Origin of the sequence: Billgrantia aerodenitrificans, from assembly GCF_021404405.1 — a bacterium.
GTDB lineage: Bacteria > Pseudomonadota > Gammaproteobacteria > Pseudomonadales > Halomonadaceae > Halomonas > Halomonas aerodenitrificans.
Genome location: NZ_JABFTV010000005.1, coordinates 372,153 through 391,978, shown reverse-complemented (window position 1 = coordinate 391,978; position 19,826 = coordinate 372,153). Strand labels below are relative to the sequence as shown.

The following is a 19,826-nucleotide window of genomic DNA, read 5'->3' as shown; positions in this document are numbered from 1 at the left end:
GGGTGAAAGAGCTACGCCGGGTCTGCACACGGTACGACAAGTTGGCCAGTAGCTTCAGGGCCATGGTATGTCTGGCGTGCATAGACCGTTGTCTGCGAGCAGACTTTTCGGACAAAGCCTAGCTTGTGGCCGTTGGGCAGGCTGCGCTTGATTGGCCAGGACTTCGCCTTGCCGTGATGCAGAAAAGCGATTTCCGCACGTTTGGGTAAAGCGCTTAGCATTTCCCGCAGGGTTTGCATGAAGCCTTCGCTGGGTTGAGCGTCGTCCTCGAGTATGATGACTTCTTCCAGGCCCTGTTCCACCATGCGCTCGTAGAGCTGGATATGGCTTATCGCGCAGCCTATCTCCCCTTTGTTGAGACCGTGCCCCCATTCCTTTTCGGCATAGTTTTGGTCCACGCTGGCCAGGGTTTCGTCGTTCAATTCCGCCCCGTTCACGGCATCGTGAAATTCGAAGGGCAGCCCTATCTCGTCGAAGGTGGCCTGGATTCGCGCTCTGCGTGATGAGCCGGGTAGGGAGATGACGATAACGGGAGGAAGTGACGACATGGTGTGCTACCCTCAATCCTTCGAAATTGGCCAGCCTAGCGGAATGCCGCTTGCTATACCAGCGGTGCAGCCGGCTTGTGACAGGAACGGGAATGAAAAAGTATTTGCATGCTTTCCGGGCGAAACGGGACGACTGGCGTATCGCGCTCTCTCGTTGGCGTTACGATCGTTGCAGACCTGAGGTTGAGCGTGTATCGGACTTGAAGCGGATCGTTTTTCTGCGCTGGGATGCGAAATGGGGCGATTCCATCATTTTCTCCCTGGTCGTGCCCGAGCTGCGCAAGCTAGGTGAGGGGGTGTCGGTCGAGGTGATCGCCACGCCCGAGATGGCGCCGCTGTTCACCGAACAGTTGGGTGTCGATCGTGTGCATGTCATACCCAAGCGCCCTTCGGGCGGTAAGATCCGCCGTTTGGCGGCCTCGCTCGGCGAGGTGGACTTGCTCGTGCACTTCAGTGAGTTGGCCAAGGCGCGCGACATTTGCCTGCTGGGCTCCGTCAAGGCGCGCCATGTTGCCAGCCTGGACGACTCCGTGGGCCTGGTGGACATCAAGCTGGGCCAGGCCACGCGGGGGCTGCACATGGAGGAGCGCTACTGTGAGCTGTTGAAGCGCTGCGGTATCGCCACACCAGAGAAGCACTATACCGTACCTCGCGACGCCGGCTCGGAGCAGCGGGTAGCCGCCTTTCTGCAGCAGCGCCCACGCCCTTACGTGACCATCAACCCCTTCAGCAAGGGCGGGGCCAAGACATTCAGTGTGGAAACGACACTGGCGTTGATCGAGCGCGTCGAGCATATGGCCGCGGGCCACGACATCTGCCTGCTGACGGTGCCCGGTTGCGAAAGGGCGGTTCAGGCGATCACTGCCGGTTGGAACCCCGAGCGCTGCTTCCTTTATCCGGATACCCAGTCCATTTACGACAATGTGGCCTTACTGGCGGCGGCCATGGCCCAGCTCTCTTCCAGCACCGCCACCGTGCATATCGCCGATGGACTGGGCATCCCTTCGTTCGTGCTGTTTCCCTACGGCCCCGGTGAAATGGCGGCATGGCACAGCGTGAACTCTCTTTCCATCAACCTGATGGGGCTGCCGGGAGAGGTCGATGACGTGAACCGTCTGGACTGGGAGGCGCTCGACATCCAGCTGCAGCGCTTTTTGGATGCTGCCCTGGCACCGGTAGCCGGCCTGGAGCGGCAGGGCTGATGGAGCTGCTTCTGTGCGCCGACGAGCGCTACGCGCCCTATGCGGCCACCACGATGGTTTCAGCGCTGGAGCACATGGCTGATCCTTCGGCAGTGCGGGTAACGCTGCTGACCCCCGCATTGCCGGAAGAGACGCAGCACGCCTTTGCTGCGTTGGCGAAGGGATACGGTGCCAAGGTGCGGGTGGTGGAAGTGGGCAAGATCGATATCGATCCTACTCATCTCGATCGGTTCGGCTTGGCGTCCATTTTTCGCTTGTTCATGCATGAGCATTTCGGCCAGGAGTGCTCGCGTGTCATCTATCTGGATTGCGATATGGCGGTGCTTGCCGACCTGGCGCCGCTGTGGGAAGTACCGCTTGGCGAGCACGTAGTGGCGGCGGTGCGGGATATAGCAGGGGACCCCGATGAGCATAGTGCCATCGAGACCTCGGCGTATTTCAATTCCGGTTTGCTGGTGGTCGATCTGGAACGCTGGCGCGAGCACGACGTGGCCGGTCGCGCTTGGGAGTATCTGCAACGACAAGGCGAGCGGTTGCGCTACCCCGATCAGGACGCCTTGAATCACGTGCTGGCCGGGCAGTGGCATGAGCTGGATCCCAGGTGGAATCTGCAGTCTGCCACTTACGCCGCCTTGAATGTCGGGCCTGAGCATTTGACCTGCTTGCTGCCGGCGTTGGCAGATGCGCTACGCGAGCCGGGCATTATCCACTACACGGGCAACGTAAAGCCGTGGCATGCCGAATCGGAGCATCCCCTGGGGGATGTTTTCCGCCATTATTCCTGTCTGACACCGTGGCCTCTATGTGAGAGGGAGCTCCTGCGCAGCCTACCTTGGCGAAAGCGGCTACGCTTGGCGATGAAGTCTCACAAGATCAGGCAGCGTAGGAGCAAGACGAGTTGGACCCCTTGAGCCGGCTTTGAGCCGGCTACTGATCTGTCTCTCCCTCATGATTATGTCGCTGAATTGGGTATGTGCCCTGGTGCATCAAGCCCCTGGCGATGCCATTTATCGCCAAGGGCTGGTTATGCATGGATATGTTTTACCAGTGGTAGCCTAGCGTAAGGCGAGCGCCATGCTCGGTTTCGCGGCTCGAGAACGAACCTTCGTAGCTGCCGCTGAATGCTAAGCTGCCGTTGCCGTTCAGTTCCCGTTCCCAGCGCAGGCCGCTGTTGATATCGGCAGAGTGCACCGTGCGGTTGTCGGGAGAAATGACGAAGCTGTCGCCGGTGGTATCGGCGCTGAGCGTGGCGTGGGTGCTGCCGCCGGAATGTGTGCGCATGCCCCAGGCCAGGCCGCCGGTCCACAGGATGGAGGTCTGCTCGGTTTGGCGGAGCAGCTGTCCGGCATCCAGGCCCAGGCTGGTGCGCCACACTTGCTGGCGCTGAGAACCGTAGGCCATGGCGAACGCCGAATCGCCGCTCTCTTCATAAGCGCTCTGGTGCAGCCAGCTGTGCATCAGCCGGGCGTGGGGTACCAATTCCAGCCCGTCTCCTCGTTCCATCACGTAGCTGGCGCCCAGGCTCAGGGTCACTTCTTCGCCCCGGTTGCTGCCTTCCACTACCTCGGTTGTCAGGCCGGCCACTTCGCGACGGTGTTCGTTGTCGCTGAAGCCAGCAAGCAGGGTGGCGTCGAGAATGACGTTGCCCTGCCTACGCGCGGTGTACATGCCTGTGGTGACGCTGTCGATCTCGGTGCGGGCATTGGCGGCATCGTCGCCCTGTACCCGACCATGGCCGATGCCGATGAACAGCCCACCCAGCCAGTGTTCGTCGAAACGCCGGTCCATCCCGAACAGGGCGCCGTGGGTGCGGTAATCGTAGTTGTCACCGCTACCACGGCTGACGAAGCCTTCGGCCCAATTGCTGCTGTGGCCAACACGGGAGCTTCCCTGGTGCGAAAGCTGGGAGGCCACACCGAGCAAGCCTTCTACCGAGTCATGGTCGCCGTACTGCAAGATGCTGCTTCGAGGGGCGTTGTCGGGCGCCATACCCGGCATCACGGCGCCATGCTGCTGGCGCTCGACAGCCATTCCGGCGAAGGTGGCGGGAGCCAACTGACCGGCGCTCATCTGGCCGCCCAGCCCGGTGCTGGCAAAGCGGTTGCCCACGGTATTGATCATGGTGCGGCCCGCGTTCGTGGTGGCATCGCGAACGCCGCCGCGTGAGACGTTAGAGCTCATGCTCTCGACGAACTGGGCGCGTTGCGTTTCGTCCATGGTGGAGAGTGCAGTCAGCGCCTGGAGCAGGGGGCTGTTGGGGTCTCGCAGGCCAAGTTCGCTGACGACCCGGTCCAGGTAGGCACCGCCAGGCTGACTGCGCTGGCCTTCCACCGGTGATTCGAAGTTGCCACCTTTCACCACCACGACGAAATCGGGGCCATAGACGAAGAACGATTGCGGAAAGCCGATCTCCATGTCGGGGTTGTAGGTACTGATCACCACGGTGTATCTCGTATCGCCCGAGAGCGACAGCTTGAGCGCGGGGCAGCGCTGGGGGCGTTGTTGAGAATCCGAAGAGCAGGAGACCAGCGTGATGCCGGCAGCCGCCAGTTCGCCGGAAAGATCGGAGCCGTCCAACTGGTTGATCCAGTCGTCATTGCCCGTCAGCCAGCCGTTGCCAGGTTGAGCGGGGTCGAAGGAGCCCTTGAATATCAGCATGACGGTATCGACCGGGGCGGCCGTTTGGACAAGCAGATATTCGCCACCTGTATTGACGATCAGCTCCTGGCCGACGTAGCGAAAGGTATTGGGGCCCAAGGCGAGTGGGTCGTCACGCAACTCGCGGGTGCCCATTCTTGCCCAGTCGATCGACATGGTGCCGACGTTGGGGTGCCCTTCCGTAAGGGTGAACTCGGTGAGGCTGCCCGCCTGAGCCGAGGCTATCGTTGTCATGGTGGCCAAGGCGGTAGCGGTGGCAAGCAGGGTGGGGCGAAGCAGGGGGATCTTGTTCGTTGGTGTCATCGAGTCTGGCCTTGTTGAAGTGAGGGCAACCTTACGGCTGTCACTTTCAAGGTATCGGCAGCCGAACAGGATGACTTTAATGCTCGGTTACGCCGAGGCAGTTGGGGTTGCCCACCAAGCTGCGATGAAAAAGCCGATCAATTCTCACCGCTGACAACGGCTGAGGCATGCTAGAGTAGCGGCTTTCCGGAACCGTATGGCCCTGAAAGTGTCGTAGATGGGGTCTTATTGCATGGGGAAGTTGGGTTGAAAAACATCGGTGTGCTGGCCTTCGCCAGAGTCGTGAAACTGCTGGCCAACGTGACCAAACTGGCCGCCTATTCCTTCCATTACCTCTTTCCCAACAAGCGATTCACCATTCCCGAGCGCGCCGCCCCGTGGTTGAAGTCGGGCCGCCCGGCCAAGGTGCCGCGCATCATCTGGCAGACCAATTTCACCGACAAGGCCACGCTGCCGGTTTACCTTAACTATCTGTTCAACCGGCTGATGGCGCCGAGCTTCGAGTATCGCTTCATGATTACCGCGGCCAGGGCCAGGTTCATCGAGGAGAACTACCCGGGCGAGATCTTCGAGGCTTTCTCGCGGTTGCAGGTGGGGGCTGCCCAGGCCGATTTCTGGCGGGTGCTGGTGCTGCAGAAGCACGGCGGGGTGTACCTGGATATCGACGCCCATGCGGTGTGGCCGTTGGCGCGGATCGTCAAGCCGGAGATGGAGGAGCTGTTTGTCACCACCAAGCGCGGCGACATCAGCAACTACTTCATTGCAAGCAAGCCCGACAACCCGCACCTCCAACTGGTGATCGACGCGATCTACGCCAACATCGAGAGCGATGAGGACAAGGGCATCTTTCACCTCACCGGCCCCACCGTCTATAACGAGGTGCTGCCCCGCGATGAGGTGCGCACGGCTTCCTACCGCTACACCTGCAACCAGGGCAACTTCACCAACGAGTACTTCCAGTACATCGACAAGCCCCAGGGCAAGTGGACCAAGGAGCAGTACCAGGTCGACGTGGTGCGCAAGCGGTAGTGGTGGGGCGGCTTTGCTGCTCGCTCAAAGGTCGTACTCGTCGAGTCGGCTGCTGGCCTGCTGCCTGAGGAGATGCGGAAAGGCGCGTTCTACTGCCTGCGTTGCCGAGAGTTCGCGCAGCTCGTCGCGTAGCAGCGTGGCGACGAGGCGGGCCTGGGCCTCATCGCGATGGCGCTTGAGAGGCTCTCGGTCGGGCTGCTGACTGACATGCCACTTGTGAAGCACGAAGGCTCGCGGGTCCACGGTCGAGAGCCTTAACGGCATGCCTTTCTCATCGAAGACGATGGCCTCGAAGCGTGGTGAAGCAATGGCCCACTTTAACGAGTCGATCCCTACCGGTTTCAGGTCCCCCGCTTCTAGATAGCGCTCGAAGTCGCTCATCCTCATAGGATCAGCGGCTTGAGTGATGAAGTCGATCATGTAGCCTTTGGCGTTGGCAGCACGAAACTCGAAGGGCGCTTGGGTGAGAGGTTGGAAAGACCGGTCGCTGGCACGTAACACTGATAGCAGCGTTTCCCCGGCGAGAGCAGTGATGATTCTCAGGCCTTGCCGGGCATCCATGAGCACATCGATATCGGCGGTTGCCAGGTGCTCGGGCTCGATCAGCACCCCGGCGCGGGCTTCATAGGCGTACAGGGCGTTGGTGCCGATTACCCTGAAAGGGATTTCCTTGCGTTGAAGCGCCCTTATCGCCCTGGCGCCGGCCAGGGGGAAGCGGTTCAACCGGTTGGCCCGTACATAGGCCGCATGCAGCTGAAGCTGCTCCTTGAGCGACTGTTCTCGGGCATGGTAATCCGTTTTTTGCGCCTCGAACGCTTGCTGAATGGCTTCGGTTTCGGGGGAGCGCGGGCCGAGAGAGTGGTTCTTGCCGCCTGTATAGGCGCGGTAAAGATACTCTCGTCCATTGATGTGTTTCCAGTGCATCGAGCCCTTTACCTGGCGCGCTTGAGCACGATGCTGCTCCAGTGCCTCGAAGAGCTGAATGGCGTTTACGGCTACACGGGATGCCTCGGATTGAAGGCGTTGGTAGGACATCGAGAGCCCCCTGGATGGGCTTTAACTAATTCTGTTCATTTTATGATCAATAATTAGTTAAAGTCTAGCCCCAACGATAGGAGAGGGCGAACGGCTCGTCAGTGGCCCTCGCCGACAGATTGTTTTCGGTCCTTGGCGGTCACCTTGTCGATGACGACTTCGGGGTGGTGACGCTTGATCGCCTCTCGAAACGTCTCTTCTTGCTCATCGGGGACATCGATGATCAGCAGCGTGGAGCCCCGCTTGATCGCCTTGTCGTACTTGCCGACTTTGACGTCGCGTACCGAAACGCCGACCATCGTGCTGGTCCACACGCCGAACAGGGCGCCAAAGAGCATCATGCCAAGCGCCATCCAGATGATATTCGTGTCGATCAGCACATAGTGAGCGATAAAGCCCAGCACTAGGCCGAGTACGGCCCCGACGATGGCGCCGCGAATCGAGGCGTTGACCACATCGGTCGTCTGGATCAGCGTGGCGACTGGCACGCCCTCCTTTTCCAGCGGTTGCCAGTCCTTGCCCATGACATGCAGGTCATCCTTGGACAAGCCCATCGAATTCAGCTCGTTGACCACCTCTGTGGTGGTTTCCTTGTCGGGTATCAAAAAGTACAGGCGTTGCATCATGCCCCTCCTTCCTTGTAGGGAGTTTCGTCATTCCTCACCCTTCAGGTGTAGCAGTCTTGCGGCGGAGCTTGCCAGGTGCCTTGCGCTACGACAGGGCGCGCTCGAGCATGCCGGGCTGGCGGGGGAGGAGGCCCACCTTCAGGCCCAGCGGCCGATATACGCGGTTCATGGTGTCCAGCGTGATGTTGGCGCGGTTGCGTTCCAGGTCGGAGAGGGTGCGCCGGCTGATGCCCACCAGCTTGGCGTAGGCGTCTTGGGAGAGGCCTAGCACGTCCCGCCGCAGGATACGCAGAGCATCGCCCTCGTTGATCTCTTCGGCGAGCAGCTGGCGTACGACCTCCACCAGCTTCGCTTCGCGCTCGTCGGGGTTTAGCTCACGTCTTTTCATGGCGTGCTCCCGTTCATCGACCTTCCCTTGGTAAAAGCCCCCAGCGCTCCAGGCGCCGTTCCAGCGTGCTCAGGCCGACGGCCGGTAGGGTGAGGATGCGCTCGGGCACGCCGCGCCCCGCGAGCCGTTGTTGCAACCCACAGAGTCTGGCGGCCAACTCTCGAAGTTCTTGCATGAGCTGAGAGGCGGGCACCAGGTCGTCGAGCGCATTGGCGATGGCGGGCCAGTCGAATTCGCCTCCTTCTTCAAAAGGCGAGCCCCAGCGTGTAGTGCGGGTCACTCCTTCGGGGTCGGCCTTCATGGGGGCGAAGTCGTAAACGGGGCTGTGCCAGATGCCTTCCGGGCGCTTGAGCAGGGCGGCATTGCGTCCGTGATTGTCGGAATTGCCGAAGGCCACGTTGAGCAGGTCGCGCTTGACCCATTCGCTGACGAAGGCGGCAGTATCGAAGCCCCCTTTTCCATGCGTGACGCGGTATTGCCGTTCGAGCCGCTCGACCAGGCCGCGAATCACCTGAAAGTGGTTGAGGTAAGAGCCAGGTGCGGCACCGAAGATGGCATAGATGGACTCCAGCCCATAACGAATCTGGCCCTCTTCGCGCATGGCGATATCGAAGCGTGGTAGCCACAGCGAGGGGTAGCGTTCGCCCTCGATCAGCTCCATACCGTCGGTATCGATGGTATCGATACCCAGAGCGGCCAGTTCCCGGTAGTAGTGATATTCGGCGCGCACAATGTCGCAGTCGTCCTGGCTGCGCTGGCCGCGAGGAAATTTCACCAGGTAGGCGCGGTCGCGGTTGTGCGGGTCGTCCTGCCAGGTGTCGATCCAGACATTGTCGTCAGCGGTGCGGCGCAAGAGCAGCTTGGGCGCCTCGCCACCCGCACCGGTGGCGCCGCCGCTGGCCGCGCCCATCTGCTGGGCATATTCCAGAAAGTCGGCGTGGCGTTCCACTACGTCTTGCAGGGTGAAGCGGCGCTCTTCCAGGCGCGAGCCGGCGATACGCTGGGGAACGGCTTCCTTGATCCTCAGGTTGCCCACCGGGGCAATGGTTCCATGGCGAAGCAGGGCGCTGTCTTGTTCGCCGGTAGCGGCGCTTTGCAGTCCCAGGTGGGTTACCCAGTAGCGACGACTGGCGCCGGCGGGCATGATGTCCTCGAGAAAGCCGAACCAACGCTCTGCGTGGTGCTTCATCATGAGCTCCACCGGTAGCGTGAGGCTGCAGGCATGCTCGTCGTCGTGGAACAGCCAGGCGAGGGCATGCTCCTGCAGGTAGGTCAACGCCGCGGCGCCATCAACGCCCCGCTCGGGGTGGGGTATCTCCAGTAGCGCGGCATCGTGCCAGCGCTGGTCATGGTAGATCTGGATCGTCAGCTGCATGCTTGAGCCATATGGGCAACATGATGCTCAATTGTAGCCTTTATTTTTATTTTTGAGTATTTAAGTGCTCATTTTTGAGTTATGACGTAAGATTTGAGCAACCTATTGCACATTTTTAATGCGCGAGGAAATTATCCCGATTGGGAAAATTCTCACTGGTTGGGGGGCGAGGAGCTGAGTTTTTCCCGTTAGGGAAAAAAATGCGCTAGGTGAAGGGCGCATGCTGCGCCACCGGCCGGCACGCGAGGCGTACCGGCCGGGTGGAGCGGGCTTCAGGGTGCCGGCGGTTCGCCCAGGATGTCGAGCCCGGTGCCCAGCTTGGCCTCGATGGCCTGGCCGATGGCCAGCAGGCGGGCCTCTTGCCAGGGGCCGGCCAGTACTTGCAGCCCGACCGGCATGCCGGCGGCATCGCGGCCGACCGGCAGGGTCAGCCCGCACAGCCCCATGAAGTTGGCCATCACGGTGTTGCGCAACGCCTTCATGTTGGCCTTGGGGTAGGCGCCTTCCGGCGCCAGGCTTTCCAGCGTGGGCGGTGTGATGGCCACGGTGGGGGTGAGCACGGCATCCACCTGACCCATGCGCTCGGCGGCGGCAGCGCAGAGCTTGTCGAGCAGGCTGCGGCGCCGCACGTACTCCCAGGCGGGCATGTCGTCGGCGGCGCGTACGCGGGCTGCTACGTTGGGGTCGAGCGCGTCTTCCATTTCAGGCAGTTCGGCCTTGAGGAAGGCGGCCAGCTCGGCGGCGGCCAGGCCGCCTTTCTGGAACAGTTCGTAGGCTTCGTCGGTGTTGGGCAGCTCCAGGGTGACCACCCGCGCACCGGCGGCTTCGAGCTGGCGAATGGCCTGTTGCACGGCTTCGGCAATGCCGGGGCTGCAGTCGTCCCAGAAGAAGGTTTCCGGCACGCCGAAGGTGAGGTCGGCCAGCTCTGGGGTGGCGCTTACCCGTGAAGGCCGCGGGCTCAGGTTCGCATCCAGGGCATCGAAGGCATAGGCCAGGTCGTCGACCCGACGGGCCAGCAGGCCGGGGGTATCCAGTGTGGTGGAGAGCGGCACGATCTGCTGCGCTGGCCAGCGGCCTGCGGTGGTCTTGAGGCCGACAACGCCGGTCATGCTGGCAGGGATACGCACCGAGCCGGCGGTGTCGGTACCCAGCGCCAGACCGGCGGTGCCGCTGATCAGCGAAACCCCAGCGCCGGAGCTGGAGCCGCCCGGCGTGCGGTGTGCTTGGCTGTCCCAGGGGTTGCGCGGTGCGCCCCAGTGGGCGTTGGTGCCCAGTCCGCCGAAGGCGAACTCCACGGTGTGGGTCTTTCCCATCAGGCTGGGCAACTGGGCCAGCAGTGCCTTGACGATGGGCCCCGGCCGCTCCCAGCTGGCCGGCAGGCGACGCGAGGAGCCGGCGTAGGTGGGCAAGCCCGATACGGCGTAGATATCCTTGATCGACACCGGGATGCCCATCAGCGGGCCGGTGTCGCCGCCTTGGGCGATCAGGGCGTCGGTGGCGCGGGCGAAGGCCAGGGCGGCCTCGCCTTGCCAGGTGAGGTAGGCGTTGTCGTGCTTGCCCCGGCTGGCGTAGGCCGCGCAGGCGGCTTCGGCCAGCTCGCTGGCGCTCAGCGTGCCGTTACGCAGGGCAGCGGCCTGTTGGCGCAGGGGCTGGAGCAGCGGTGAATTCGTGGTCATGCAGTCTCTCCTGGTCAAGCAGTCTCTCCTGGACAAGAGGCCCTGTTCAATCGCGAATCTCGAAGATCGCTTCGACTTCCACCGCGGCGTTGCCGGGCAGGGTTGCCACGCCAATGGCGGTGCGGGCGTGGCGGCTGGCTTCGCCGAACAGGTCGACGAACAGTTCCGAGGCGCCGTTGATGACCAGCGGCACGTCATGGAAGCCTGGTGCCACGTTGACGAAGCCGTTCATCCGCACGCAGCGCACCACACGCTCGATATTGCCATCCACGGCATCGCTGAGCGAAGCGAGCAGGTTCAGCGCACAGGCCTGGGCGGCAAGCTTGCCGGTTTCGAGATCGAACTCCGCCCCGACCTTGCCGGGGTATAGCACTTCGCCGCCGCGCTCGCAGATCTGGCCGGCCAGGAACAGTTGGTTGCCGAGCCGCGACCAGGGCACGAAATAGCCGCGGGGCTGTGGGATGGCCGGCAGTGTGAGGCCGCGCTCGGCGACGGCTTGGGCGATGGTCGTCATTTTCGTTGTCCTTGTGTCATGGGTTGAGCAGTCTTTCGACGGTGTCGGCGAGGGCGCGTACGGCCGTTTCGGCGTCGCTGCGCTCGATGTGTTCATCCGGGTGGTGGCTGATGCCGGCGCGGCAGGGCGTAAACAGCATGACGGTGGGGCAAACCCGTGCCAGGTGAATGGCATCGTGGAAAGCTCCGGAGACCAGCTGCGGGGCATCTGGGCTGTACGACTTCGCGGCGCTGTCGGCGAGTTCGACCAGGGCTGGGTCGAAGCTCACCGGTGCGACTCGCGACGTGACCCTAAGGCTGATATCGCAGCCGGACCATTGGCGTTGGGCCAGCCGATGAAACGCGGTATCCAGCCTTTCGAGTACGGCCTGGCTGGGGTGGCGCAGGTCGATGGTGAAATCGGCTCGTTGTGGAATGGTATTGGTGGAGCCGGGCGAGACACTGAATTTGCCGATGGTGAAGCGTACTTGTTCGTCCTGCCCGGCGACGGCATCGCGCAGTGCGCCGATCAGTGCATGGGCGCCCATTAAGGCGTCGCGGCGTGCGGCTTCCGGCGTGGTGCCGGCGTGATTGGCCTGGCCGTGCACCTCGATCTCGTACCAGTTCACCCCTTGGATGCCGCTGACGGCGCACACCGGCACGCTCAGGCTCTCCAGCACCGGGCCCTGCTCGATATGCAGTTCGAGGAAGGCATGAGGCACGAAGGGCGCGGGACGGAAGGTGGATGTCCCGTGATCGTCGAGCAGAGTGAGGCAACTTGCCAGAGCATCGGCGAAGCGGGTGCCTTGATCGTCATGGGCTTCCAGTATGGTGTCGGCGTCGCGCTGGCCGGCGAACCAGGCGGAGCCGGAGGCTCCGGGCGCAAAGCGCGCGCCTTCTTCGTTGGTCCAGGCCACCACTTCGATGGGGCGTGCATGCTCGATGCCTTGCTCTTGCAGCGTACGTAGCACCGCCAGTCCGGCCACCACACCCAGCGTGCCGTCGTAGCTGCCGGCGCTGGGTTGGCTGTCCATATGGCTGCCGACGAGCAGCGCCGGCAGCTCTGGCTCCTGCCCCTCGCGGCGCAGGAAGACGTTGCCCATGGCGTCGTGATAGGCGTGACAGCCCAAGGCCTGGCCCTGGTCGATCAACCACAAACGAGCGCGGTTGTCGTTTTCGTCGAGCGCCAGGCGGCGCAGCCCCCGCGGGTGCAGCGCGCCGATTTCGGCCTGGGCCTGCAGGTCGGCCCAGAACCGCTCGCCATCGAGACGCTCGCCCAGGGAAGGTGTTTGACTCATGTTCGGGTTTCCTCTTTCCGCTGAGCGTCAGTAGATCAGCGAGGGCACCCAGGTGCTGAACCAGGGTACGTAGGTGAGCACGATCAGGGCGATGAACATCATCACGATCAGCGGGATGCAGGCACGGAACACCTCGAGCAGCGACATCCGCGAGATGGCCATGGCCACGAACAGGTTGAGGCCCACGGGTGGGGTGATCATGCCCACCGAGAAGTTGACCAGAGTGATGATGCCGAAGTGCACCGGGTCGACGCCGACCTGAGCGGCGATGGGCTGCAGCAGCGGCGAGAGCACGATGATGGCCGAGGCGCTGTCGAGGAAGAAACCGGCAACGATCATGACCACATTGAACAGTGCCATCACCTGTACCGGATGGTCGGTGAGCGAGAGTACCTGGCTGGCCAACTGAGTCGGGGTGCCGGTGATGGCCAATAGCCAGGAGAAGGCCGAGGCGCCCGCGGTGATCAGCAGCAGCGTGGCCGAGGTCAGCCCGGAGTTGCGCAGGGTGCCGAGTAGCTCGCGCCAGCCGATGGTGCGATACACCACCATGCCGACGAAGAGGCCATACATACAGGCCACGGCGGCGGATTCGGTGGGCGTGAAGATGCCGCTGTAGATACCACCGAGCAGGATGACCGGGAGCCCCAGCCCCCAGGCGGCGGACTTCACCGCGGCAGCGATCTCGCGCAGTGTGGGGAAGGGCGCACGGGCGTACCCCTTGAACGAGGAATAAACCATGCAGTAGGCGATCAGCAACGAGGCGATCAGGATGGCCGGCAGCAGGCCTGCTGCGAACAGGCGCCCAACCGAGGTGCCGGTTACCGAGCCGTAGATAATCAACGCGATGCTGGGCGGCACGATGGGGCCGAGCGTACCGGCGGTGGCGATCAGGCCGATGGCGAAGCGCTTGTCGTAGCCGGCCGCCACCAGCGCGGGGAACATGATCGAGCCGATGGCTACCACGGTGGCGGGGCTGGAGCCGGAAATGGCGCCGAACAACAGGCACGAAAGCACCGTGGCGGCAGCCAGACCGCCCGGTACCCAGCCGACCAGAGCCTTGGCCAGGTCGATCAGTCGACTCGACAGGCCGCCGATACGCATCAGCTCTGCGGCCAGAATGAAGAAGGGGATGGCCATCAGCGAGAAATTGTTCATTCCCGTGAACATGCGCATCGGCACGATCACCGGATTGGTGTTGCCGAAGAAGTCGATGGCGAGGAACACGGCGAAGGCCAGTGAAGCGAAAATGGGCAGCCCCAGCAGCAGCACCGCGAAGAAGATGGGAAGCAGAGCCGTAATCATGAGGAACTCCAGTCGTCAGACGAGCTTGTCTTTTTCGGCGGCGAGCTCTTCGGCGAGGCTGACCGGTGGCTTGGTCCAGGCTTCGTGAATCACCCACAGATAGCGCAGGATCAGCAGAATTCCCGAGATGCCTATAGGCAGGTAGAACCAGGCCATTGGCAGGCGCAGGGCGGCGGTGAGCTGGCCACGCCCCAGGGTATTGAAGTAGAGCTGGAAGCCGTAGTAGGCCAGGTAGCCGGCGAAGGCGATGCCGAGCAGGGCGGCGGTTATGTGTAGCCAGCGATTGACGGCAGGCGGCACGAAAGCGTTGAGGACGTCGACGGAGATGTGCACCCCATGACGTACGCCCATGCTGGCGCCGACGAAGCTCATGCAGATGATGGAGTAGATGACGACTTCCTCGACCCAGAAGATCGAGCTGTTGAAGCCATACCGATAGACGACTTGAAGCGTGGTGAGCACGGTGGCGATCGACATGAACACGACCATCGCCACGCTTTCCAGAAAGTCCAGAACCTTGTTGAGTGCGTCGAACATGGTTGAGGCCACTCGGTTGGAGTCAGGGAAGGCACGGTACCGCTGCCCGGCGCTCATGGCGCGGGCAGCGGCAAACCTGCGGGTGTGTGGCTTCAGTAGGAGATGCCGACCTCGTCGTACACCTTGTGCAGCAGCTCGGTGGTGACCACGCTTTCGTATTCGCGGTGAACCGGCATGCTGGCTTCGATGAACGCCTCGCGGGCTTCGGGGGAGAGCTCGTTGATGGCGATCTCGTCCTGGATGGCCTCGAGAATGCGCTCTTCATCCTGCAGGGTCAGCTCGCGGGCCAAATCGCGGCCGTTGTCGAAGGCTTCGCGCATGACCTCCTGAAGGTCCTCGGGTAGGGAGTTCCAGGAGTCGCTGTTCATCACGGCGGCATAGCCGTGGTAGGCGTGGTTGGTCAGGGTGAGGTAGTCCTGCACTTCATGGAAGCGCATGGTGTAGATGTTGGCCAGCGGGTTCTCCTGACCGGAAACGACACCCTGCTGCAGGCCGTTGTAAACCTCGGTGAAGGCCATGGCCGTGGCGTTGGCGCCGAAGTTCTGATAGGTGGAGATGATGATCGGCGCCTGCATGGTGCGCATGCGAATGCGCTCCAGATCGTCCGGGCCTTCGACTGGCCGCTCGTTGTTGCTCATGTGACGGAAGCCGGCACCCCAGAAGTTCACGCCGTACATGTTGTGGGCTTCCAGGGTATCGAGGATCTCACGGCCCACGTCGCCGTCCAGCACCTTGACCATGGTGTCGTAGTCCGAGATCAGGAACGGCAGATCGAGGATCTGCAGGCGCGGCTCGAAGTTGCCCAGGGTGGCCGTCGGCGGGATGCCGATGTCAATCAGCCCCATCTGGATCTGTTCGATGATCTCCACGTCGCCGCCCACCTGAGCTGCCGGCAACACGTCGATACGAATTCTGCCGTCCGAGTTCTCTTCCACTTCCTGCTTGAAGCGCAGCGCGGCCTGACCGTTCGGGGTGTCCTCGATCAGTACGTGTGCGAAGCGGAAGGTGTATTCGGCGGCCTGGGCCTGACCCATGCCAAGGGAGGCGGCGGCAATGGCCGCGACCAGCGTTGCTTTGCTCAGTTTGTTTTTCATCTTTCACCTCGTTGTGGGTTCTTGTCGCGTGTCCAACGTTGTTGGTTGCGCATGGGCAGCCGATTGCGGCTCGTACGCCATGCGTCATGACCTCGTTTCCCTGCGAAACTCGCCCGAGGCAGGTTCCTGGCTCATGCCCGCTATGGGGCGTCAGGCGGCCAGGAGTTTCACTCTCTCCGCCAGTGGCTGAGCGCCAGTGGAGGCAAGTAGTGTCGATAACGCCATGCGTGCCTTGCGTGCGCTAAGGTCGGTAACCGGCATGACCCCAGCCGACTCCAGGCTGGCGAGGCTGCCGATGAACTCGTAACTGGCGTGAACGGGGCCGCTGGCGCAACTGCTGACCACCATGACCGGTATGCCGCGTGCGGTGATATTGGCGATGGCTTGCATCCAGTCGGGAGGTACGTGGCCACGCCCAAGCCCCTCGATCACTAGTCCGACTGCACCGCTTGCCACCGCCGCTTCGACCAGGCTTGGCGAAGCGCCGAGATAAGCGGGCAGGATGTCGACCCGGGGCATGGCGTTCTCTATCGCTAAGGGCGTGCCAGCGGGACGCTGGGGGATGGCGCTCAGCCGCACTTGGGCGCCGTCCACATACCCCAAGGGCCCAGTGTCGGGTGCGGCGAAACCGTGCACCTGAAAGGTGCTGACCTTGCGTACCTGTCTGGCGGCGAAGATCGATTGGTTGAATACCACCAGCGGACCGAGCCCTGCCGCTTGTGACGATGCTGCGACCTTCAAGGCATCGGCGATGTTGCAGAAGGCGTCGGTGCCCGGCTCATGTGGGGCCCGCTGCGAACCGGTCAGCACCACTGGCTTGCCGTCGGGTAGGGTGATGTCGAGAAAGTAGGCTGTCTCTTCGAGGGTGTCGGTGCCGTGAGTGATGACGATGCCTTGCACGTCGTCTTGTGCAGCGATGTCCAGGCACGCTTCACGTAGGCCCAATAGGTCTTCGAAGGTAATGGCGTTGCTGGGCTTTTGCAGGAGCGAGCGCACCTCGACCTGTGCTGTGAAATCGGTCGGCAGGCTGACCTGGGCCAGCAGAGTTTCGCCCTGGAGGGCGCCGGAGCGGTTGCGTCCCGAGGCGTCGAGTTGACTGGCGATGGTGCCGCCGGTGGCCAGTACGACGATTCTGCTTTTTGTCATTGCTCGTGTCCGTGGTGTTGCGCAAGCGTAACCTTGAACGCCTGCCGGCAAGACATCTGATGTCTGATGTCAGTTGTGATATGCTATGCAAAGATTTGCTACAAACGCAAGAGCGCGACACAATCGAGAGGGCATTGACGATCTTGAAGGTCAGGCAGCGGTGCGCTAACTGGTTGTTGTGTTTAATAAAAATTTGGAAGTTTTCGCTAACCGTAAAACGAGAGGCCACATGAGTACGAAACGCCAGCTCACCGCCCGAGCCACCCCATGCGACTCTTTTGGTGGCTCCATCGAGAGAAGCTCAGTGGCCATGCAGCTGCTCGAGCGAATCAAGGGCGCTCTGATCCGCGGCGAGCTCAAGCCTGGCGATTTCCTGCCTTCCGAGACGGAGTTGACCCATAGTCTGGGCATCGGCAAGTCCAGCGTTCGTGAAGCCATCAAGATGCTCCAGGCAATCGGCATCGTGGAGGTTCGGCGCGGACAGGGGACAGTCATTCGCCGTGAGCCGGGTGAGCCGATCGTCGATCCGATGGCCTTCGGCATGATCCTGGCGCGCGGCATGACCCGCGACTTGCTCGAGTTTCGCCGCATGTTCGAGCCGGCTTATACGCTTCAGGCTATGAAGTCTGCCAGGCCGGATGATCATGCGCGGATTCGTCAGGCCATCGATGACATGGAAGCGGCCATTGCCAACGGTGAGCAGACGGCTAGGCACGACGTTGCCTTTCATCGGGCCATCCTTCACGCCACCCACAACCCGATGACCATTCGTGTCGGCGAGACGCTCCTGCAATTGATCGAGGCGGCGCTGGAAACCTCCATGCAGACCCTGCCCGACGTGGCACTCAAGGACCACAAGGCGATCTACCAGGCATTTCAGCAAGGCGATGGCGAAGGCGTTCGCGCCGCCATCGAAGTCAGTAGCAAAAGCTGGGAAACCAACCTGACCTACGTGGAAGGAGAGACCTAGCGGTTGATCAATGCGCGGTCCAGCCGCCATCGACCATCAAGGCGCTGCCGGTGATCAGGTTGGCGGCGGGCGAGGCGAGAAACACCACGGGGCCCATCACGTCTTCGATGCGGCCGAGCCTTTCCAGCGGTATTTGGGCGAGCACTGCTTCACGGAAGCCGGGCTCCTGAAAGAAGGGCTGTGTCATCGGGGTTTCGATGAAGGTCGGGCAAAGGCTGTTGACGCGAATGCCACGAGGGCCCAGCTCGACCGCCATGGCGCGGGTCATGCCTTCCACTGCCGCTTTCGAGGCGCAGTAGAGGCTGCGGTTCTTGGCGCCTACGTGTCCCATCTGTGAGGAGACGTTGATCACGCTGCCGCCGGCGGGCATCTCTTCGATCACCGTTTGGGTCAGGAAGTAGGTAGCCCGGACGTTGAGCGCCATGACCGCGGCGTAGTCCTCTTCCGTGACCTGGTCGATCGGTTTGGGGCGGTTGGTGCCGGCGTTGTTGACCAGTATGTCGAAGCGCCGGCCCGCCAGGGCGCGACGGGTGGCGCCCTGGTCTTGCACGTCCAGTGCCAGGCCTTCCGCTTCGTGCCCGGCGGTGCGCAGAGCCGCGACCACTTCTTCCAGCCGCTCGGCGTTGCGGGCCACCAGAGTCACTCGTGCGCCCGCTTGAGCCAGGGCGCAGGCGCAGGCCAGCCCGATGCCCTGGCTGGCGCCGGTGACCAGAGCGCTGCGCCCATCCAGGCGCAGGCTCGGGGTTTGCGGCAGCTTCATACCGGTACCGCGGAGGCATAGGGTACGTCACGCTTGCCGTAGCGGCGTACGCGTTCGTTGGCCTGCTCGCCGTGTCCGGCAAAGCCTTCCAGCGCACACAGGCGTGAGCAGTAGCTCCCAATTTCGGCGGAAGCCTCGTCGGTGAGCACCTTCTGATAGGTGCAGGTCTTGAGGAACTTGCCGACCCACAGCCCGCCGGTATAACGCGCGGCTTTCCTGGTCGGCAGGGTATGGTTGGTGCCGATCACCTTGTCGCCGTAGGCCACGTTGGTACGCGGGCCGAGGAAGAGCGCGCCATAGTTCGTCAGCCTGTCGAGATAGAGGTTGGGGTCTTCGGTCATCACTTGGACGTGCTCGTAGGCCATCTCGTCGGCCACCTGCAGCATTTCTTCGTGGCTGTCGCAAACGATGACCTCGCCGTAGTCGTTCCATGCCTGGCGGGCGATCTCGGCGGTGGGCAGCTTGGCCAGCAGGTCATCGATGGCGGTGAGCGTCGCCTTGGCCAAGGCCTCGGAGTTGGTGAGCAGCGCCGCGGGCGAGGTGGGGCCGTGTTCGGCCTGGCCCAGCAGGTCGGTGGCACAGAGCAGGCCGTCGACGGTTTCGTCGGCGATGACCAGTGTTTCGGTGGGGCCGGCGAACAGATCGATGCCCACCCGGCCGAAGAGCTGACGCTTGGCTTCGGCAACGAAGGCATTGCCGGGGCCGACCAGCATGTCGACCGGTTCGATGGACTCGGTGCCGATGGCCATGGCGCCAACCGCCTGTACGCCACCCAGCACCAGGATTTCATCGGCACCGGCCAGATGCATTGCCGCCACGATAGCCGGATGCGGTTTGCCTTGATAGGGCGGGGCGGCAGCGATGACGCGTTTGACACCGGCCACCTTGGCGGTCAGCACGCTCATGTGCGCAGAAGCGACCATGGGGTAGGCACCGCCGGGTACGTAGCAGCCTACGGAATTGACCGGGATGTGCTTATGACCCAGCACCACACCGGGCCGTGTTTCCACTTCGACGTCTTGCATACTGGCCAATTGGGCCTCGGCAAAGCGGCGAATCTGAGCCTGGGCGAAGCGGATGTCGTCGAGTTCTTGCGCCGTGAGCTCCGATATTGCCCGTTCGATCTCGGCTTGGCTCAGCCGGAAGGTGGTGGGCGACCAGCGGTCGAATTTTTCCGAAAGCTCTCGCACGGCTTCATCGCCTCGTGTCTCGATGGCTTGAAGCGTCTGCTCGACGGTTTCCCGAACCTTGCGGTCGGCTTCGGCGCGGGCTTCGCTCGGGGCGCCCGTTTTCAGTCGTCGGATCATGGCGGTTACCTGCTGAATTGTACGAGTGATCGAGTTGCCTCGACAGACGGCTCATCGCAAGGCTAGTATCGTTTGCATAC

Annotated in this window: 19 protein-coding genes; 4 read left to right on the top strand and 15 right to left on the bottom strand. The window is 62.5% G+C overall.

All coding sequences use genetic code 11. The annotated features are described in order from the left end of the window. Positions 1-11: 11 nt before the first annotated feature. Entirely contained in the window at positions 12-548 is a 537-nt protein-coding gene (locus HOP59_RS12180; RefSeq protein ID WP_422676405.1) for a glycosyltransferase family 25 protein, read from the bottom strand. A gap of 200 nt (positions 549-748) precedes the next feature. Between HOP59_RS12180 and HOP59_RS12175 the strand changes: the two genes are divergently transcribed. Both HOP59_RS12175 and HOP59_RS12170 read left to right on the top strand, forming a co-directional pair. Further along, positions 749-1,750, top strand: a complete 1,002-nt coding sequence (locus tag HOP59_RS12175; protein ID WP_234254108.1) for a glycosyltransferase family 9 protein — start codon at positions 749-751, stop codon at positions 1,748-1,750. Then, complete coding sequence (locus HOP59_RS12170; RefSeq protein ID WP_234254107.1) at positions 1,750-2,661, top strand: glycosyltransferase family 8 protein; 912 nt, start codon at positions 1,750-1,752, stop codon at positions 2,659-2,661. Before HOP59_RS12175 ends, HOP59_RS12170 begins: the two co-directional genes overlap by 1 nt. Before the next feature lie 130 nt (positions 2,662-2,791). Here HOP59_RS12170 and HOP59_RS12165 read toward each other — a convergent pair whose 3' ends face one another. Further along, positions 2,792-4,711 carry an autotransporter outer membrane beta-barrel domain-containing protein gene (locus HOP59_RS12165; protein ID WP_234254106.1) on the bottom strand — a complete coding sequence of 640 codons (1,920 nt, stop codon included), beginning with the start codon at positions 4,709-4,711 and terminating at the stop codon, positions 2,792-2,794. 246 nt (positions 4,712-4,957) lie between these two features. Between HOP59_RS12165 and HOP59_RS12160 the strand changes: the two genes are divergently transcribed. After that, positions 4,958-5,740: a glycosyltransferase family 32 protein gene (locus tag HOP59_RS12160; protein WP_010628752.1), complete on the top strand. Its 783-nt coding sequence runs from the start codon at positions 4,958-4,960 to the stop codon at positions 5,738-5,740. A 24-nt stretch (positions 5,741-5,764) separates the two neighbouring features. On the opposite strand, the gene HOP59_RS12155 is transcribed toward HOP59_RS12160, so the two are convergent. The 11 genes from HOP59_RS12155 to HOP59_RS12105 all read right to left on the bottom strand — a co-directional run bounded on the left by HOP59_RS12155 (position 5,765) and on the right by HOP59_RS12105 (position 16,709). Next, complete coding sequence (locus tag HOP59_RS12155) at positions 5,765-6,775, bottom strand: GSU2403 family nucleotidyltransferase fold protein (RefSeq protein WP_234254105.1); 1,011 nt, start codon at positions 6,773-6,775, stop codon at positions 5,765-5,767. 98 nt (positions 6,776-6,873) lie between these two features. Beyond that, positions 6,874-7,401 carry a DUF1269 domain-containing protein gene (locus tag HOP59_RS12150; RefSeq protein WP_234254104.1) on the bottom strand — a complete coding sequence of 176 codons (528 nt, stop codon included), beginning with the start codon at positions 7,399-7,401 and terminating at the stop codon, positions 6,874-6,876. Between the two features lie 85 nt (positions 7,402-7,486). Continuing rightward, the gene (locus HOP59_RS12145; protein WP_086508849.1) at positions 7,487-7,789 is read right to left on the bottom strand and encodes a helix-turn-helix transcriptional regulator; all 303 of its coding nucleotides are present in this window, start codon (positions 7,787-7,789) and stop codon (positions 7,487-7,489) included. 13 nt (positions 7,790-7,802) lie between these two features. Next, complete coding sequence (locus HOP59_RS12140) at positions 7,803-9,164, bottom strand: type II toxin-antitoxin system HipA family toxin (protein ID WP_234254103.1); 1,362 nt, start codon at positions 9,162-9,164, stop codon at positions 7,803-7,805. 272 nt (positions 9,165-9,436) lie between these two features. After that, the gene (locus tag HOP59_RS12135; protein ID WP_234254102.1) at positions 9,437-10,840 is read right to left on the bottom strand and encodes an amidase; all 1,404 of its coding nucleotides are present in this window, start codon (positions 10,838-10,840) and stop codon (positions 9,437-9,439) included. Positions 10,841-10,886: 46 nt separating this feature from the next. Beyond that, complete coding sequence (locus HOP59_RS12130; protein WP_234254101.1) at positions 10,887-11,354, bottom strand: RidA family protein; 468 nt, start codon at positions 11,352-11,354, stop codon at positions 10,887-10,889. A 16-nt stretch (positions 11,355-11,370) separates the two neighbouring features. After that, positions 11,371-12,630, bottom strand: a complete 1,260-nt coding sequence (locus tag HOP59_RS12125; protein ID WP_234254100.1) for a M20 family metallo-hydrolase — start codon at positions 12,628-12,630, stop codon at positions 11,371-11,373. A 27-nt stretch (positions 12,631-12,657) separates the two neighbouring features. Then, a complete protein-coding gene (locus HOP59_RS12120) occupies positions 12,658-13,932 on the bottom strand; it encodes a TRAP transporter large permease (protein ID WP_010628744.1) in 1,275 nt (424 codons plus the stop codon). 15 nt (positions 13,933-13,947) lie between these two features. Further along, a complete protein-coding gene (locus tag HOP59_RS12115) occupies positions 13,948-14,469 on the bottom strand; it encodes a TRAP transporter small permease (RefSeq protein ID WP_010628743.1) in 522 nt (173 codons plus the stop codon). Positions 14,470-14,561: 92 nt separating this feature from the next. Next, complete coding sequence (locus HOP59_RS12110) at positions 14,562-15,563, bottom strand: TRAP transporter substrate-binding protein (RefSeq protein WP_010628742.1); 1,002 nt, start codon at positions 15,561-15,563, stop codon at positions 14,562-14,564. 150 nt (positions 15,564-15,713) lie between these two features. Then, the gene (locus HOP59_RS12105) at positions 15,714-16,709 is read right to left on the bottom strand and encodes an asparaginase (RefSeq protein ID WP_010628741.1); all 996 of its coding nucleotides are present in this window, start codon (positions 16,707-16,709) and stop codon (positions 15,714-15,716) included. A gap of 229 nt (positions 16,710-16,938) precedes the next feature. Between HOP59_RS12105 and HOP59_RS12100 the strand changes: the two genes are divergently transcribed. Continuing rightward, positions 16,939-17,679, top strand: a complete 741-nt coding sequence (locus HOP59_RS12100; protein ID WP_026038163.1) for a FadR/GntR family transcriptional regulator — start codon at positions 16,939-16,941, stop codon at positions 17,677-17,679. A gap of 7 nt (positions 17,680-17,686) precedes the next feature. Here the strand turns inward: HOP59_RS12100 and HOP59_RS12095 are convergent, their stop codons facing one another. Together HOP59_RS12095 and hisD are read right to left on the bottom strand one after the other, a co-directional pair. Beyond that, positions 17,687-18,439 (bottom strand): SDR family NAD(P)-dependent oxidoreductase, encoded by a 753-nt coding sequence (locus HOP59_RS12095; protein WP_234254099.1) that lies wholly within the window; start codon positions 18,437-18,439, stop codon positions 17,687-17,689. After that, positions 18,436-19,746, bottom strand: coding sequence for a histidinol dehydrogenase (gene hisD / locus HOP59_RS12090; protein ID WP_234254098.1), 1,311 nt, complete (start codon positions 19,744-19,746; stop codon positions 18,436-18,438). Before hisD ends, HOP59_RS12095 begins: the two co-directional genes overlap by 4 nt. Between the last annotated feature and the right edge of the window lie 80 nt (positions 19,747-19,826).

Bases quoted from the DNA above. Each gene is read 5' to 3' on its own strand.
- HOP59_RS12165 (WP_234254106.1), bottom strand. From the start codon at position 4,711: ATGACACCAACGAACAAGATCCCCCTGCTTCGCCCCACCCTGCTTGCC.
- HOP59_RS12130 (WP_234254101.1), bottom strand. From the start codon at position 11,354: ATGACGACCATCGCCCAAGCCGTCGCCGAGCGCGGCCTCACACTGCCG.
- HOP59_RS12170 (WP_234254107.1), top strand. From the start codon at position 1,750: ATGGAGCTGCTTCTGTGCGCCGACGAGCGCTACGCGCCCTATGCGGCC.
- HOP59_RS12105 (WP_010628741.1), bottom strand. From the start codon at position 16,709: ATGACAAAAAGCAGAATCGTCGTACTGGCCACCGGCGGCACCATCGCC.
- HOP59_RS12115 (WP_010628743.1), bottom strand. From the start codon at position 14,469: ATGTTCGACGCACTCAACAAGGTTCTGGACTTTCTGGAAAGCGTGGCG.
- HOP59_RS12140 (WP_234254103.1), bottom strand. From the start codon at position 9,164: ATGCAGCTGACGATCCAGATCTACCATGACCAGCGCTGGCACGATGCC.
- HOP59_RS12155 (WP_234254105.1), bottom strand. From the start codon at position 6,775: ATGTCCTACCAACGCCTTCAATCCGAGGCATCCCGTGTAGCCGTAAAC.
- HOP59_RS12095 (WP_234254099.1), bottom strand. From the start codon at position 18,439: ATGAAGCTGCCGCAAACCCCGAGCCTGCGCCTGGATGGGCGCAGCGCT.
- HOP59_RS12145 (WP_086508849.1), bottom strand. From the start codon at position 7,789: ATGAAAAGACGTGAGCTAAACCCCGACGAGCGCGAAGCGAAGCTGGTG.
- HOP59_RS12180 (WP_422676405.1), bottom strand. From the start codon at position 548: ATGTCGTCACTTCCTCCCGTTATCGTCATCTCCCTACCCGGCTCATCA.
- HOP59_RS12110 (WP_010628742.1), bottom strand. From the start codon at position 15,563: ATGAAAAACAAACTGAGCAAAGCAACGCTGGTCGCGGCCATTGCCGCC.
- HOP59_RS12100 (WP_026038163.1), top strand. From the start codon at position 16,939: ATGAGTACGAAACGCCAGCTCACCGCCCGAGCCACCCCATGCGACTCT.
- HOP59_RS12125 (WP_234254100.1), bottom strand. From the start codon at position 12,630: ATGAGTCAAACACCTTCCCTGGGCGAGCGTCTCGATGGCGAGCGGTTC.
- hisD (WP_234254098.1), bottom strand. From the start codon at position 19,746: ATGATCCGACGACTGAAAACGGGCGCCCCGAGCGAAGCCCGCGCCGAA.
- HOP59_RS12135 (WP_234254102.1), bottom strand. From the start codon at position 10,840: ATGACCACGAATTCACCGCTGCTCCAGCCCCTGCGCCAACAGGCCGCT.
- HOP59_RS12120 (WP_010628744.1), bottom strand. From the start codon at position 13,932: ATGATTACGGCTCTGCTTCCCATCTTCTTCGCGGTGCTGCTGCTGGGG.
- HOP59_RS12150 (WP_234254104.1), bottom strand. From the start codon at position 7,401: ATGATGCAACGCCTGTACTTTTTGATACCCGACAAGGAAACCACCACA.